This window comes from Luteitalea pratensis (assembly GCF_001618865.1).
GTDB lineage: Bacteria > Acidobacteriota > Vicinamibacteria > Vicinamibacterales > Vicinamibacteraceae > Luteitalea > Luteitalea pratensis.
Genome location: NZ_CP015136.1, coordinates 613,742 through 629,737, shown reverse-complemented (window position 1 = coordinate 629,737; position 15,996 = coordinate 613,742). Strand labels below are relative to the sequence as shown.

General features: G+C 67.8%; 10 protein-coding genes. 5 read left to right on the top strand and 5 right to left on the bottom strand.

Annotated features, from left to right (window positions below; translation table 11 throughout):
* Nucleotides 1–28: 28 nt before the first annotated feature.
* The 5 genes from LuPra_RS02645 to LuPra_RS02625 are packed head-to-tail and all read left to right on the top strand — an operon-like array spanning nucleotide 29 to nucleotide 6,070.
* Entirely contained in the window at nucleotides 29–868 is an 840-nt protein-coding gene (locus tag LuPra_RS02645; protein ID WP_110169324.1) for a hypothetical protein, read from the top strand.
* A complete protein-coding gene (locus LuPra_RS02640) occupies nucleotides 865–2,259 on the top strand; it encodes a glycosyltransferase family 4 protein (RefSeq protein ID WP_110169323.1) in 1,395 nt (464 codons plus the stop codon). The genes LuPra_RS02645 and LuPra_RS02640 overlap by 4 nt, the downstream gene beginning before the upstream one ends.
* Nucleotides 2,260–2,261: 2 nt before the next feature.
* Nucleotides 2,262–3,608: a glycosyltransferase family 4 protein gene (locus LuPra_RS02635; protein ID WP_110169322.1), complete on the top strand. Its 1,347-nt coding sequence runs from the start codon at nucleotides 2,262–2,264 to the stop codon at nucleotides 3,606–3,608.
* Nucleotides 3,608–4,675 (top strand): glycosyltransferase family 4 protein, encoded by a 1,068-nt coding sequence (locus tag LuPra_RS02630; protein ID WP_110169321.1) that lies wholly within the window; start codon nucleotides 3,608–3,610, stop codon nucleotides 4,673–4,675. The genes LuPra_RS02635 and LuPra_RS02630 overlap by 1 nt, the downstream gene beginning before the upstream one ends.
* 27 nt (nucleotides 4,676–4,702) lie before the next feature.
* Nucleotides 4,703–6,070, top strand: a complete 1,368-nt coding sequence (locus LuPra_RS02625) for a glycosyltransferase (RefSeq protein ID WP_110169320.1) — start codon at nucleotides 4,703–4,705, stop codon at nucleotides 6,068–6,070.
* A gap of 27 nt (nucleotides 6,071–6,097) precedes the next feature.
* On the opposite strand, the gene LuPra_RS02620 is transcribed toward LuPra_RS02625, so the two are convergent.
* The 5 genes from LuPra_RS02620 to LuPra_RS02600 all read right to left on the bottom strand — a co-directional run bounded on the left by LuPra_RS02620 (nucleotide 6,098) and on the right by LuPra_RS02600 (nucleotide 15,754).
* Complete coding sequence (locus tag LuPra_RS02620; RefSeq protein WP_234800687.1) at nucleotides 6,098–7,516, bottom strand: MBL fold metallo-hydrolase; 1,419 nt, start codon at nucleotides 7,514–7,516, stop codon at nucleotides 6,098–6,100.
* A 164-nt stretch (nucleotides 7,517–7,680) separates the two neighbouring features.
* A complete protein-coding gene (locus tag LuPra_RS02615) occupies nucleotides 7,681–9,105 on the bottom strand; it encodes a sigma-54-dependent transcriptional regulator (RefSeq protein ID WP_110169319.1) in 1,425 nt (474 codons plus the stop codon).
* 18 nt (nucleotides 9,106–9,123) lie between these two features.
* Nucleotides 9,124–12,036, bottom strand: a complete 2,913-nt coding sequence (locus tag LuPra_RS02610; protein ID WP_110169318.1) for an ATP-binding protein — start codon at nucleotides 12,034–12,036, stop codon at nucleotides 9,124–9,126.
* Between the two features lie 543 nt (nucleotides 12,037–12,579).
* On the bottom strand, nucleotides 12,580–14,520 hold the full coding sequence (locus LuPra_RS02605) for a carboxypeptidase-like regulatory domain-containing protein (RefSeq protein WP_110169317.1): 1,941 nt from the start codon (nucleotides 14,518–14,520) through the stop codon (nucleotides 12,580–12,582).
* A gap of 79 nt (nucleotides 14,521–14,599) precedes the next feature.
* A complete protein-coding gene (locus LuPra_RS02600; protein ID WP_110169316.1) occupies nucleotides 14,600–15,754 on the bottom strand; it encodes a hypothetical protein in 1,155 nt (384 codons plus the stop codon).
* Nucleotides 15,755–15,996: the final 242 nt, after the last annotated feature.

Sequence of the window (15,996 nt, the reverse complement as noted above, 5' to 3'; positions counted from 1 at the left end):
GGCCGGGAAGTCCTGAGCGTCACCAGCCATGCCCGAGTTTTCCGTGCGCGCCGATTCCGTAAACGTCGAGGAAATCATGCGGCAGATCCGCGCCCGCGTGAAGGAGAAGCGCGGCGCCGACTACACCGAGGAGGAGATCAAGGAGCTCGCCGGCGTGAAGCTCGAGCGGTTTCTCGATCCGCTTGCGGTGCGCTCCGGTCTGCTCGACGAGTACCGCAGCCAGCGGGCGGTGACGACCCTGGTCGACATCGAACCGGCACCCGACCTGTACGGCTTCGACGACGAGTCGATCTACGCGTCGTCGCGCAGCTTCCTGCGCACCCTGCGCAAGATCCTCAATCCGATCCTCAAACTGTTCTTCAACCCGAATCCACTGATCCGGGTATTGAACATGCAGACGGCGCTGAACGGCTACTACACGCGGTCGATCGCCCGGGTCAGCGGGCGCGAGGCGCTCAACTTCGAGGTGCTCAACAATATCGTTGTCGAGCTGACGCGGCTGAGCATCGAGAACCGCAACCTGAAGATGCGCGTCGAGTCGCTGAATACGCGCCTCGACTTCGCCGAACGGCGCGGCCGCGCCCTCGAGGGCGTGGTGCAGTACAAGCAGGGCGCCTCCCCGGTGTCGCTGACGACACTCGACCCGGTGGCCGATGCCAACCTCGCGCCGGAGGATGCCGACAAGGCGGGACGTCGCCGCCGGCGGCGCCGCGGCCGACGGCGCGGTGCCGCAGGTGAGGGCGGCGAGGCCGGGGCGAGCCAGGACGGCGGCGCCGAGTACGCACCCGGCGACGATGCGCCACAGGACGGCGACGACACGCGACCCTCGTCGGCCGGTGATGGCGGCGCCGACCCAGCGCAATCGTGAGGCTCGGGGTCGTGGTCCAGCGGTACGGCGCCGACATCAACGGCGGCGCCGAGCTGCATGCGCGCTACATCGCCGAACGTCTCGCCCGCAAGCACGAGGTCGAGGTGCTCACGACGTGCGCGCACGATTATGTGACGTGGCGCAATGAGTACCCCGCCGGCGAGGAGCGCCTCGGGCCGCTGCTGGTGAGGCGCTTCGAGGTGTCGCGCGAACGCGATCCCGACGAGTTCGGCCGCAAGTCGTTCGCCGTGTTCGAGACGCCGCACTCGATCACCGACGAACTGGCCTGGCTCGACGCCGAAGGGCCCACCAGCCCGGCACTGGTCGCCCATATCAAGCGACACGCGTCGTCATACGATTACCTGTATTTCTTCAGCTACCGGTACCACCACGCCTATCACGGCGTGCGCGCCGCCGCGGATCGCGCGATTCTCGTGCCCACGGCCGAACGCGACCCGGCGATCGGATTGGGCATCTTCCCGCCGATTTTCCGCGGCGTGCGCGCCGTCATGTACAACTCGCATGAGGAGCGCGCCATGATCCACGCCGTCGCGGGCAACGAGGCGGTGCCTGGCGTTGTGGTGGGGGTCGGCTCCGAGATCCCGCAGAACGCCGTCGCAGAGCGCTTCCGCCGGACGTACGACATCCGCGGGCCGTTCGTGCTCTACGTCGGCCGCATCGACGAGAACAAGGGCTGCCGGGAGCTGTTCCAGTTCTTCCAGCAGTACCTGTTCAACCAGCGCCGTCCCCTGCACCTCGTGCTCGCGGGCAAGGCCCTGCTGCCGATCCCGGACCATCCGCTGGTGCGGCACGTCGGCTTCATCTCGGACCAGGACAAGTACGACGCGCTGGCAGGCTGCGAGGCGCTGATCATGCCGTCGTTCTTCGAGAGCCTGTCGATGGTGGCGATCGAGGCGTGGGCGCTCGGCAAGCCGGTGCTGGCCAACGCCAGGTGCGACGTCCTGCAGGGGCAATGCCTGCGCAGCAATGCCGGCCTGTTCTACGCGGACTATCCCGAGTTCGCCGAGACCTTGCACATCCTCACGAGCAACAGGTCGCTCTCGCAGGCACTCGGTGAGAACGGCCGGACGTACTTCCGCGACAACTACGCGTGGCCGGTAATTGACGCCAAGTACGACGCCACGCTCCAGCAGCTCCGCAATGCGGCGCCGACTCCTGGCGCGATCGAGGCGCTGCCTGGCTGGATTGCGCGCCATCGCGGCACGGTGCCGCCGGGTCGCGAGATCCTCGATGCCCTGCCCGCGGGGCCGGCACCGCGGCCTGCCGCCACCGGGCCTCGAACCAGGCCCGAAGGGCCTCCTCGCGGCGCTCGTCGGGGGATGCGGCAGCGCCGTAGCGGGCGGCCGGTGGCGACGAGGCAGGGACGCTGAAAATGGCCGCTGTCCACCAGATCCTGGCGACTCTCGGCTATGGCGACGCCATCGGCCACGAGGTGATCGGCATCCAGCGCGTGCTCAGGGCCGCCGGTCACGACTCGGAGATTTTCGTCCAGACGGCCGATCCAAATGTCGAGCACCTGACGCGCGATTATCGCGACCTGATCGAGGCGAGTTCGCCCGACAACGTGCTGATTCATCACTTCTCGATCGGATCGCGCGCCAGCCGTGTCGCCTACGCGCTGCCCGACAAGATGGTCCTCGTGTACCACAACATCACGCCGCCGCAGTTCTTCGTCGACGTGCATCCGTTGCTGGTGCAGTTGTGCTTCATGGGCCGGCGCGAACTCGGTGCCTATCGCGATCGCTGCGTGCTCGCCCTCGGCGACTCGGCGTTCAACGCCGAAGAACTCGTCGAGGCCGGCTTCCCTCGCACCGGCGTCCTTCCGGTCGTACCGAGCTTCACGCACCTCGAGGCGACGGCGACGGGCACCATGGCCGACAGCTTCGACGACGGCTGGACCAACATCCTGTTTGTGGGCCGGATGATCCCGAACAAGAAGATCGACGATCTCATCCGCTTCTTCCACGCCTACAAGACGCGCAGCAATCCGCGGTCGCGGCTGCTGCTGGTCGGATCCTATGGCGGCTTCGACCTCTACTTCGCGATGCTGCAGCAGTTGGTCGCGACGCTCAAGGTGCCGGACGTGTTCTTCATGGGCCACGTCAGCAACGAGGAGTTGTCGGCGTTCTACGACGTGGCCGATCTGTTCCTCTGCGCCAGCGAGCACGAAGGCTTCTGCGTGCCGCTGATGGAGGCGTTCCACAAGCGAGTGCCGGTGCTGGCCTATGCGGCCACCGCGGTGCCGTCGACGATGGACGGCGGCGGTGTGCTGTACGACACGAAGTCGCCGGCACACGTCGCCTCGCTGATGGCGGCCATCCTCGACGACGAGGATCTGCTCGACGGCATCATCGCCTCACAGGATGCAGCGCTCGCGCGGCTTGTCGCCCGGGACTTCGACGGCACCTTGCTTGGGTTCGTCGACGAAGCGCTGGCGGCGCCGCCGTGCCGCCCCCCGCACGTGTCGTTCGACTTCTGGGATCAGTTCGAGCTGCAGGAACAGCTCGAGGAGGTCAGGCAGTACCGGCCGGCCGCACTGCGCGCCCTGCCCGCCTTCGCGGCAGACGACGCCGCTTCGGCGCGGCAAGCCCCTGAGTCTGAAGGTAGGGCCGGCTCTCCGAGCCCGGCCGGACGTGACGCTCCGGCGGGGCAAGCCCCTGAGTCTCTGGAGACCGTGGAAGGCGTACCCGGCACCCGGCACCCGGAAACGGGAGCGTGATGCTCAGCGTGCACCAGTGGGTGCCGGCAGCGCACAAGGGCGATGCCATCGGGGATTCGGCCCGGCGGGTCCGCGACCTGCTGCGCGCGCGTGGCCACGAGTCCGACATCTTTGCGCTGACGATCGACGATGACCTCCGGCACGAGATCCGGCCGTTCGCCGATCCGGCAGCGCGGCGCGGCGACGTCACCATCTTCCACTTCGCCCTGCCCTCGCCGATGACCGCGGCGTTCGCCTCGCTGCCCGGCGGGCGGGTGCTCCAGTACCACAACATCACGCCGGCGCACTTCTTTGCCGACTACGCGCCGCAGATCTACCGGCTCGCCATGCTGGGGCGCCAGGAACTGGCCACGCTGGTCGGCCACGCGGACCTGGCCCTCGGCGATTCGTCGTACAACCGCGACGAACTCGACGCGCTCGGCTTCGCGCCCACCGGGGTGATGCCCATCGCCGTCGACCTCGATCGGATCACGCGGGCACCGCGCCGGCCGGCCCTCGAGAAGGTCCTCGGCGACGGGCTGATAAACTTCCTGTTCGTCGGGCGGATCGCGCCGAACAAGAAGATCGAGGATCACATCCGGCTGGCCGAGCACTACAAGCGGTATGTCGACAGCCACTACCGGTTCATCTTCGTCGGCCGACACGATGCGGTGCCGTCGTACTACGCCACCATGCGCGCCCTGATGGAGAAGTACCGGATGCCGGCCGATCGGTTCTGGTTCACTGGACCGGTGCCCAACGCCGACCTGGCGGCCTTCTACCGGTGCGCGAGCGTCTACATCTCACTCAGCGAGCACGAGGGGTTCTGCGTGCCGCTGCTGGAGGCGATGGCGGCCAGCGTGCCGGTGCTCGCCTACGGGGCGACGGCCGTCCCCGAGACGATGGGAGGCGCCGGCGTCGTCTTCGCGCCGAAGGACCTGGAACTTGCCGCCGAACTGCTCGGACGGCTCACTTACGACGATCGGCTGCGTGCCGACATCATCCGCGGCCAGCACGCGCGGCTCGACGCGTTCAGCGAGGCCCGCATGCAGGCGCACCTCGACACGCTGCTCGCGCCCTTTGCGTGATCGGTCCGGATCACACAGGATGCACCCGTGAAGATCGCGTTCATCATCCAGCGCTACGGCACCGAGATCCTCGGCGGATCCGAATACCATTGCCGGCTCATCGCCGAACGCATGGCCGTGCGCCACCAGGTCGACGTGTTGACCACCTGCGCACGTGAATACACGACCTGGAAGAACGAGTATCCCGAGGGCATCGACCGCGTCCGCGGCGTCAACGTCCGGCGCTTTCCCAACGCCCGGACGCGTGACCTGGAGGCTTTCAACACGCTCTCGGACTGGATCTTCAACTACCCGCACAGCCGCGAGGACGAGCTGCGCTGGCTCGAGGAACAGGGTCCGTGGTGCCCGGCGCTGCTCGAGTACCTGCAGCGGTCGCATCAACCGTACGACGTCCTGATCTTCTTCACGTATCTCTACGCGCCCACCGTCCTGGGCATGCAGATCGCGCCCGCGAAGAGCATCCTCGTCCCGACCGCCCACGACGAACCGGCCATCCACCTCGGGATCTACCGCGAGCTGTTCGCCGCCGCCAACGCCGTCGCCTTCAACACCGAGAGCGAGAAGGCCTTCCTGCAGCAGACGTTCGATATCCGCACGATCGTCGAGGAGACCGTGGGCTGTGGCGTCGACCTGCTCGACACCGACGGCCAGGGCAAGCCGCGACGCGGTGTCGACGCGCCGCTGGAAGGTCCCCTCGTGCCCGAGGACGAGCAACCGGTCCCGCAGACGCAGAAGGAGGGCGTGGCGCGCGGCAGGCGCGGACGAGGGCCGCGGCCGGAGCGCCCGGTGGCCGACCGCAAGCGCGGCATCGGTGAGGCGTTCCGCCGGCGGCACCGGCTGTTCGGCCGCGTGGCGCTCTACGGCGGTCGCATCGACCCGGGCAAGGGCTGCGAGGAACTCTTCGAGTACTTCTCCACCTACCGCGAAACCGGCGGCGACGCCACGCTCGCACTGATGGGCGCGAAGCTGATGCCGATCCCGGAGACTCCGTGGATCCGTTTCGCCGGCATGCTTCCCGAGGCCGAACGCCTGCAGGCCCTCGATGCGGCCGACGTGGTCGTGGTGCCGTCACCACTCGAAAGCCTGTCGCTGCTCGCGCTCGAAGCGATGGCCATGGGCACGCCGGTGCTGTGCAATGCGCGCGCGGATGTGCTCGTGGAGCATTGCCGCCGCAGCAACGCCGGCCTCTATTACGCCGACCGCGACGAGTTCGCCGAGGCCTTGTCGTTGCTGATGGCCGACGACGGCCTGCGCGGCGCCATGGGGCGCAACGGCCGCGACTACGTGCAGGCGAACTACCGCTGGGACGTGATTCTCGGCAAGTACGATCGCCTGGTTGGCGGCCTCACGGGGAGCGGAGCGCCGGCCGCTCGCGTACCGGCGCCAGCAAGGTAAAAAGGGCGAAAAGTTGTTTTGCCCTTTCTAGTTTGACGTGCGCCATCGACTGAAGTCGTCGTCCACGTAGCGCACGTCGAAGCCGAGCCGCTGCAGGTAGGCGCTCGCCAGTGCGGCGCGACCACCCGTCGCGCAGTGCACCGTGACGGGATGTGTGCGCGGGATGCGACCGTATTCCACCGCCAGCCGACTCTGGGCGATCTGGATCGCGCCGGGGACGTGATCGGCCGCGAACTCCTCGGCCCCGCGCACGTCCACCCAGACGCTGTCCGTCCCGGGAGGCACGGCTTCCGGGAAGCCTATCCTTACGATTGACGACGTGGCCCCGCCATGCGCGTGCCACGCGTCGAATGCGTCCACGGGGATCCAGCCTTCTATGCGGTCCAGGCCGATCCGCACGAGTTGCCGCGCGAGGTCATCGAGCTGGTCCTCGAGGGCCACCAACACGATGGACGCCGACGGTTCGACGAAGGCGCCGGTTGCGGTCGTGAACTGCCTGGTCGCGGGTGCATGCAGGCTGCCGGGCAGGTGTGCGTCCATGAACGCGACACGGTCGGCGCGGGTGTCGAGTACCAGCAGGGACGGGTCCGCGACAGTCTCGGCGACGCTCAGCTCGCGCGGCCTCGGCAGCGTGCCGAGCAGCGGCACGCCGTCACGATTGAGCTGTTTCATCCGCGCGAAGTAGGGTGGGGGTTCCGGCTGGCCCGACAGGATCGCCTCGACGAAGCCGGTCCTGGACTCGGCGGCAAGCGTCAGCGCGCCGTTGAAGCGGCGCTCGTAGCCGATGGTGGACCACGGCACCGCGCCCAGGGCCTTGCCGCATGCGCTGCCTGCCCCGTGCCCGGGCCAGACCTGCATGAAGTCCGGCCAGGTCGATACCACCCCCAGCGAGACCTGCAGTTGCTCGGCCGCTGGACGCATCGAGCCGACAGCACCCGCGGCCGACTCGAGCAGATCGGGTCGGCCCACGTCTCCCACGAAGAGGAAGTCGCCGCTGGCGACGCCCATCGGGATGTCGGCCCCGCTCCCGCGATCGGTCACGACGAACACGATGTGCTCGGGCGTGTGGCCTGGTGTGTGCCGCACTTCCACGTCGATCGAGCCGACGGTGAAGTGATCGCCGTCGCCGACCAGCGTGTAGGCCGCGTGGCCGGCGCCGATCCACGCGTACTGCCAGTCCGGGGGCCCGGCCTTCGAGAGCACGACCCGCACGTCGGGACGTTCGGCGTACTCGCGCACGCCAGTGAGGAAGTCGGCGTGGATGTGGGTCTCGGCGACCACCGCGATGCGCATGCCCTCCTCGGCCGCGATGCGGTCGTAACGGTCGATGTCGCGTTCCGGATCGATCAGCAGCGCCTCACCCGTGCGCTCGCAGCCGACGAGATAGGTGTATTGCGAAAGCCCGGGGTCGGTGATCTGGCGGAATAGCAACGCAAGCTCCGTCACTTCTCATTGGTCATGCGTCATGCGTCATGACCATGATGAATGCCCAATGACCCGTGACCGATGACCCATCACTAATGACGAACACCAATGATTAATGACCAATTATGACCAATGACCAATGACCCATGACCCATGACCCATGACCCATGACCAATGACCAATGACTACCGTACCGGTTCCGGCTCGTCGGCCTGGCCCTTCTTGCGCCGGGGACGGATGTCGTAGCGCTTGATCATCTCGTTCAGCGTGGTGGGCTTGATGTGGAGCAGTTCGGCGGCCCGCTTCTGGACGCCGCCGGCAGCTTCGAGCGTCGTCTCGATCAGTCGGCGCTCGAAATCACCCGTGACCTCCTTGAAGGAGATGCCCTCCGGCGGCAGCACGAAGTTGGGGATCTGGAAGCGGCGCGTGATGCGGACGGTGTCAGGAATCAGGTCCGGCCCGATCCGGGATCCGGGGCACAGCACCACAGCCCGCTCGATCACGTTCTCGAGTTCACGGACGTTGCCGGGCCAGTCGTAGTCGAGCATCAGGTCGAGCGCCTCGGGAGCCAACTCGAGCTCACGACGGTTGTTCTCCTCGCCGTACTTCTCGAGGAAATGCTGGACCAGCAGCGGGATGTCTTCCTTGCGCGCCCGCAAGGGCGGCAGGTTCACCGTGATCACGTGCAGGCGGTAGTACAGATCCTCGCGGAACCGTCCATCGTCCACCATCGTGCGCAGGTCGACGTTGGTCGCCGCGATGATGCGCACGTCCACCTTGATCGTGTCCACGCCGCCGAGGCGCATGAACTCGCGCTCCTGGATCACGCGCAGCAGCTTGGCCTGCGTCTCGAGTGGGACGTTGCCGATCTCGTCGAAGAAGATGCTGCCCTTGTCGGCGACCTCGAACAGGCCCTTCTTCGGCGCGACGGCTCCCGTGAAGGCGCCCTTCACGTGCCCGAACAGGTTGCTCTCGAGCAGATCCGGTGGCAGGTTCCCGGAGTTGACGGTGACGAAGGCCTTCTCCGCGCGCAGCGAGTTGTTGTGCAGCGCGCGCGCCACCAGTTCCTTGCCGGTGCCGCTTTCGCCGTTGACGAGCACGGTGGATCGGCTCGGCGCCGCCTGGATCACGAGGTCGAACACCTGCCGCATCTTGCTGCTGCGGCCGATGATGTTGGCAAACTTGCTGCCGTGCGTCTGGAGGTTCTGCTTGAGGATGCGGTTCTCGCGCGACAGCCGCGTCCGCTCGACGGCATTGCGCAGGACGGCCGCGACTTCATCGTTCTTGAACGGCTTGGCGATGTAGTCGAAGGCGCCCCGCTTCATCGCCGTGAGTGCCGTTTCCACCGACTGGTACGCGGTCACCATGACGACGGGGAGATCCTCGTCCATCGCCTTCAGCTCGTTGAGGACCGTCAGGCCGTCCATGCCCGGCATCATCACGTCGACGATGGCGGCGTCGAAGGAGTGGGCCCGGGCCAGCTCGAGTCCTTCCAGGCCGTTCACGGCAAGGCGCACGTCGTAACCTTCGCGCGCGAGCAGGGCTTCGAGCACCTCGCGCATCACCTCTTCGTCGTCGATGACGAGAATCGTTCCCCTGGCAGTGGCCATTGCAGACTTTCTGGCGGGTCAGCCCGCGCTGGATCCCGCGGACTCGGTCCGCGACGGCGCGAGCGCCGGGAAGGACACCGTGAATTGCGTCCCCTGGCCCACCTGGCTGTCGCAGACGATGGTGCCGTCGTGCTCCTGCACGATGCCATACGTGATCGACAAGCCGAGGCCGGTGCCCTGTCCGATGGGCTTGGTCGAGAAAAACGGGTCGTAGATGCGGGCGAGATGCTCGCTCGGGATCCCCGCGCCGGTGTCGCTCACCAGCACGACAAAGTGGTCGCCCTCGCGACGGGAGGCCACCGTCACCCAGCCCCCCTTCGGCATCGCATCGCGGGCGTTGAGGAACAGGTTCAGGAACACCTGCTGCAGCTTGTGCTCGACGGCACGGACCATCGGTCCCTCGGCCTGCAGGTCCTTGCGCACCTGCACGCTCGCGGAACGGAACTGGTGCTCGAGCAGCGAGAGCACGTCGTTGATGACGACGTGCAGGTCGACCGGACCGGTCTCGCTCTGCACGGGACGCGACAGGTGGAGCAGGCTGTTGACGATCTTGGCGGCGCGGAAGGTCTGCCGCTCGATCTTCTCCAGCAGCCGCGTCCGCGGATCCTCCGGGTCGGCCTGCTCGAGCAGCATCTGCGTGAAGCTGGAGATGCCCGTCAGCGGCGTGTTGACCTCGTGCGCGACACCGGCCGCGAGCAGGCCGATGGACGCCATCTTTTCGGAGATCTGCAACTGCTCCTCGAGCTGCACGCGCGAGGTGATGTCCTCGATCATCAGCACCGATCCGGCCTGCGCCGAACTCGACGTCCGCAGCGGATGCATCGCCGCGTTCACGAGCCGCTTGTGCGCCCCATCGGGATGCCGCGAGACGAGCGGCGTCCGGTAGATGGTCGCGGTCTCGGTGCCGCCGCGCTCGGCCATGCGGATGGCGGCGAGGAACTCGGGGTCGAACAGCTCGTCGAGGCGACGCCCGACAGCCTGGGCCGGGGCGACGCCGGCGATCTGCTCCATCGCCGGGTTCCAGTGCAGCACGACGCCATCGAGGTCGGCCACGAGCAACCCGTCCTGCAGGGACTCGACGACGTTCTCGCTGAACTCGCGCATGCGATTCAGCTCGTCGGCCTTCTCGCGGAGCGCCTGGTACAGCCTGCCGTTCTCGATCGCCGTGGCGACCTGCGCGGCGACGGCGTTGAGCAGGGTGAGGTCCTCGGTGCTGAGCGGCTCGCCGCTCGGCCGCGACCCGAGCCCGATCACTGCGATCGGGCCGTCCTTGGCGAGGCAGGGCACGAAGTAGTGGAGGCCATGATCCCGCCAGAACCGGACTTCCTCGGCCGAGAACCGCCGGACGGTGAACGGATCGTCGAGGCTCACCACCTGGCCGCTCTCGAGGCGGGTGCCGATGCCGGAGAACCGCTTCAGGGGCGGGACCGTCGCAAGCGCCGCGCCGACGGCGCGATGCGCGGCAAATCCGTCGGCCGCGCCCGGCGCCGAGGCGACAAAGAGCGTGATGCGGTCGACGCCGAACGTGTCGGCCAGGCGCTGCACGAGCCGCTCCGTGAGCCGGTCCAGGTCGAGATCGGCGTTCAGTTCGCGCGCAAACGCGAGCAAGGCGCGGCGGTAGTCGTAACGGTCGCGGTAGTGCGCGTAGTCGAGCGCGGTCTGGATGGCGCTCTTGACCATCGGCGCGAGCAGCACGACGAGCAGCGTCGCGAGGATCGCGATGACCGAGTTGTGCTGTTCGGATCCGCCGAGGAACATCTCGCTCGCGAAGCGCAGCGTGATCGTGTAGATGGTCGCAATCGCCGCGAGGACGGTGGCGTACACCACCGTGCGCTTGATGATCACTTCCACGTCCATCAGGCGATACCGGACCACCGCGGACGCGAAGGCGAGGGGCACCAGGGCGAGCAGCACCACCAGCACGCCGAGCACTTCCCAGGGCTGGTAGCCGAGGGCGTACGGGAGGCCGTAGAGCAGCGCGAACGGCAACGCCCCAGCCAGTGTGCCCCAGACGATCCAGCGCAACTGCCGACGCGCCGTCACCGAGCGCAGGCGGCCGAGCGTGCGGGTCATGATCGCCTGGCCGAAGACCAGCGCCGCGACCAACTGCAGCATCTCCGCGCGATCGAGGGCGACGACCCAGTTCTCGAGCGTGTCGCCGGGCATGGCGCCGGCCGACAGCACCGAAATGCGCGTCAGGCCGAGCACCAGGGCGGGCAGGTACAGCAACGGCAGCAACACCCGGGCACGCGGCGTCTTCGCCCAGGCGTCCTGACGTTCCGGGAACACGAGGGCGAAATGCACGAACAGGGGAGGCAGGGCGAGCATTGCCACCACGTCACCCCAGTAGAAGGTCCAGTCGAGCCGGTCCAGGCGGCCGCTGTACGAGAATCCGCACACGCCGAAGAAGGCGACCGTCAGCCAGAAGAAGTGGAGGGTGGCGACGTCGCGCGGTCGTTGCACACGGACCGAGCAACCGACCAACAGCGCGAAGATGGCCACGGCGGCCAGCGCGTAGTACAGCAGGCGGGCGCCCTCGGGCACGGGCTCGAGTTCGAGCCGGAGCGGGCGCTCGTATCCGGAGCGGGAAACGACGTACGAAAGGGGACGGCCCCGTTGGGTGCCGTGTTGCGCGTCGAGCACCTGCTCGACCCGATCGATGCCGCGCCCGTTGACGGCGACCAGCACGTCGCCGGCGCGGATTCCCGCGCGCGCACCCGAGGCCTCAGGCCCGACGCGGGCGGCAACCACGCCCTCGGCCCGTGCCTCCCACAGGATGCCGTCCTCGACTTCGACCCAGGAGAACCGGACGGCGATATTGGCGACGACGAGAGTCAGCAGCAGCGCCGTCACGGTGACGGCAAGCGCAGCACGGCCCCACTGCACGCGGCGCGGCCCGTCGGCGGATGCTGCCCAGAAACCCTCGGTCATCGGTGGTCGGTCGACGAAGCGACAGGCCGGGGACCGGCGCCGTGCATCGCTATCCCCTCCCGTTTAGCAAACGGTGTTCCACGTGGCCGGCGCCGGGCAATTGCGCGCAGGCACACAAAGTGGCGTGTTCAATCGACAATGCCGCGTGCAGGCGGGCATGTCCCACCCCATTTCCAACAAACGGGATCTCGGCGACGTCTTTTTGGATATGGGGGAGGTGTCGTTGCATCGACGCCGCTGACGATACCCGCGAGGTCGATAGCTCGTGCCTGTCGCGCGAGGCGACGAGACCCGGGAAAGACGATCCCGCGCCGGGTCTAGAACTCCCCGCGACGCACTGCGTCGCGGGGCGAGTGTTGCTGTGCGAGGCCGCGCAGCGCCCGGAGCCCGGCTAGAACTTCGTCGCGGCCCGAGGGCCCCGACGATGAGCGTTGTGAGCCGAGCTCGCGTCAGCGCGCGGAGGCGAACTAGAACTGCGTCGGGACCCGAGGGCCCCGACGATGAGCGTTGTGAGCCGAGCTCGCGTCAGCGCGCGGAGGCGAACTAGAACTTGACCAGGACGCCGCCGACGACACGCTTGGGCGGTCGGATGACGAGCAGTTCGTCGTAGATGGATCCGACCGCTTCGCCGTCGCGAAACAGGTTGCGGACCGCGACCACGAACTCCCAGTCGGCACCGGTCGAACTGAGGAACGGCAGCCGCTGCGAGACCTGCACGTCGAACCGTGCGTCGCTGCTCGCCTCGGCGAGGAGCGGGCTCCGACGGGCGAAGGCCGAGTTCACCTTCCACGTCGCGGCAACGCGAGTGGCCGTCTCCGGGACGTCGGTGACCACGTGCGCGGTCACGTCGTGAATTCGCTCGTTGCCCGTTCGATCGGCCGACGGGGCCATCACCGCGATCACGCCGCGATCGCCCGTGCCGAACCACTCCGCCTGGGCGATCGTGTACTCGACCGAGCCCCGGAAGCGTGGCCCTGCGTCCTGTGCAATGCCGAAAACCCAGCCGCCGGCGTCGACGTTGCCGCCGTTGGCCACGGCGTAGTGTCCGAGGTCGGGCGCGAGATCGCGCGGACCGACGCCGAACATCGCCACCAACTGGTTGTCGACGGCCTGTTCGAACCGACGCACGCCGAGAAGGAACTGGCCGACCTGGCGCTCGACACCCACTTCGAGGTGCCGGGTGCGTTCCGCGCTCAAGCGCCCGCTCGCCGACGCGGACGTGAACGTCCGCTGCGGCGGCATCGAGAACGCCGACAGATTGCGCGCATCGAATTCCTCGGCGCCGGGCGCGAGCATCTGCTGGGTCACGGCCACGCGCACCCAGGTCTTCTCGAGAGGCGACACGGACATCGAGACGCTGGGGCTCATCAGCGTCGGACGATCCAGGTAGTCGTGGTACGCGTAACGGGTGCCGTACGTGACGACGGCGCGCCGATGCAGGCGCCACGTGTCGAAGGCATGGATGGTGCCGGCGACGCGGCGACGCTCGGGCACGCTCATGAGCGCGGCGGGCGTCTCCTCTGAAAATCCCTGCAACGCGAACGACGCGCCGAGATCGAGCTGGTGGAGCGATTCGGTCGGGCGCAGGTAGTTGCCCGCGACGATCCACGACGAGAGCTCACCGCGACCGAAGGCGCCTTGTACCGACCACTGGCCGGTGTTGCCGATGGGTGCGCCAACGGTTGCGTATGCGACGCCGGCCGGACCCTGCGCCCACGCGGTCGCTTCGCCCTTGCCGCCGTCGTCGAAGGCCGTGGCGGTGAGGAACTGCACCTGCCCCGACAGGGACGCATCGCCGCCGAAGAACGACGTCGTGCCGCGGGCCGTGGCTTCGACAGTCGGCGCGCCGAGACGCTGCTCGATCCAGTCGATGTCGTCGTCGAATGCGTCGAGTGCGAGCTGGTCCTGCGCATCCCGGAGCACCGACCGCTTCATGTGGCGCAAACGCCACAGGCGGGGCGAGTGATCGTGATCGGCGCTGTCGTCGTCGATGCGCGAGGCGGGGGGAGCGGGGGCGATCGTGGCCGCGGCTCCGCCGAAGCCAGCCGCGATGACCGGCGCCGGCTCGGTTGGCTCCGGCTCGGCATCGCTCGGCGTGCCCGCGAGGCGGGCGAGGCGCACGATGTGACGGGCACTCGCGGCCGGCGACACATCGACGAACTCACGCATGGAGGCGCGATAACCCGCCCGCTGTGCGCGAATGAGGTAGGTGCCCACTGGCACGGCGGAGAACACGAACCGTCCGGATTGGTCGGTCACGCCGAAGAGGGCGTCGGGCCCGAGGGCCGAGACGGCCACGCCCGCGATCGGTGCACCGCGTTCGTCGGTGACCACGCCCTCGATCTTGCCCGACACCAGGTCGGCCCCCGGCACGGCCGACCCGGCGCCGCTGTGTGCGCGCGCCTGCACAAGCGGCTGTGCCATCGCCGTGGAGGCGAGACTCAGGCCGAGCGCGAGCGCCGTCAGCGTCACCGATCGGGTCATGAGAACTCCAGTGGCAGGTCCGCACAGGAACACTCTGCGGGTGAACTCCCGCAGGGCGCCCCGCCTGCCCCGTCGTCGGCTAGGAGCCGGCGACGGTAAAGACGACGTCGTGCGTCAGGGACTTGCCAGACTTATTGTCTGTCACTTTGATGGCCAAACGGTAGTCCCCCGGTTCGAAGGCCGAGATGGGGACGTTCAGGCTCCCGACCAGCTGATGTCCCTGGGCCACGTCGAACCCGGGCGGCAGGGTCTCGCTGTTCAGTTTTTGCGGTGCGACGCCGCGGAATTTCGCCTCGCCGAGGGGTCCCTTCTTGAACGGCTGCCAGTCGACGATCACGTCGGGCTTCTTGTCATCGCCGAGCGTCACGCCGTAGATGATGAAGAACACCGACAGTTCCTCCGCGCTCGTGAACTTGCCGTCCACGGCCGGCGAGACTTCCAGGTTGCCGATCACGTAGGGTTTGAGTTTCTGGGCCTCACCGGCGGGAACGTCAGTGAGCGGCGTGACCTTGTTGGCGAGGAAGACGGTCGAAATCTGGAAGTCATTGCTCCAGTAGTTCGGCACCGTGAGGGTGGCCTTGTGCACGGCAATCTTCAAGGGGCCCGGCGCGGCAGCGGGGTCTTTGACCGCGACCGCCACGTAGGCGTCGTACTCGCCGGCGGCGACGCTGAACGGGCGGGCGAAGGTCAGCGGACCACCGGGGCCGCGCGGCACCGCGGTCAGGTCGTAATAGTCCTCCCACGGGTACTCGACCCCGGACACGGCCTGACCCGCGAGATCCTGGGCTTCCTTGCCCTTCTTCTTCTTGTCCTGCTTTTCTTTTTCCTTCTGCGCCTTGGGATCGGGCGGCGGCGGTGCCTCCGGCGGCACCGCGCCCTTCGGCGCGAGTCGGACGTAGGCGCCCAGGTTCGCGCCCTTGCCGAGGACCTCAGGCTGCACGGTCACGGTGAACGGCGCGTAGATCTTGTTGTCGGACGCCTTCAGGTAGTCCACCGTCAGCGTCATCGCCACCGTCGTCGACGGGTCGGCCGTGACTGTGCGGGCGGCCGGGTCGGCCGCGTACACGGTGGTCCCCGGCGCGGCTTTCATGGCCTCGTTGGTGGCGCCGACGATGCCGTTGATCAGTAACTGCTTCGGATCGGCAGCCGGGCCAGCCTTGTCGTCTTTCTTCTGGGCCAGGGCCGGGCCCGCGCTGAACACGAGGGCGAAGAGCCCTGCGGTGAGCCAGGTCATCTGAGTCTGTCGCATACGTCAAAGTCCCCCGGCACGCTCCGGCGTGCCCAAGCTTCCGGATCATAAGACCGGTGGTGCAAACTCGGAAGGGCAAAACACGCCAAATGCGCCGAAAGCGCGACAGTGCCGGCTGGGGATAGAATCCGAAGTCGCTGACACGGGTCGGCGTCGGGGGCCGTCGTGAGGCCTGCCGCCACGGGCCCCCACTGCCGCGCCCCCGCAGGGGCTTTTGGCGCGTCGTC